The following is a 219-nucleotide window of genomic DNA, read 5'->3' as shown; positions in this document are numbered from 1 at the left end:
AACACGGCGTAAGAACGAATCCCTAAATCGTACATCAATTCGAATTTATGGAGTAGGACAGCGCGGTCCTCATCATTCCATTTGATGTCTTTACCTGGATGTACTGCCCAAACAAAATCTACATGGTTCATTTCAGCTTTATCTATTAACTTTTTTAACTGAGCTGCTTCATCCCCAGGATAAGGTTTTCTCCAGTTTGGTGAGCTGTGGTAAGGATCG

At 41.6% G+C, this 219-nt stretch carries 1 protein-coding gene; it reads right to left on the bottom strand.

Annotated elements, in window-relative coordinates:
- A partial coding sequence (locus tag JEM65_RS21200; RefSeq protein ID WP_199603716.1) for a beta-N-acetylglucosaminidase domain-containing protein occupies nt 1-219 on the bottom strand: 219 nt, incomplete at both ends.

It is taken from the genome of Gelidibacter salicanalis (genome assembly GCF_016469035.1).
Taxonomy (GTDB): Bacteria; Bacteroidota; Bacteroidia; order Flavobacteriales; family Flavobacteriaceae; genus Gelidibacter; species Gelidibacter salicanalis_A.
Note: the sequence above shows the minus strand (reverse complement) of the source record. Positions and strands in the feature narration are given on the sequence as shown.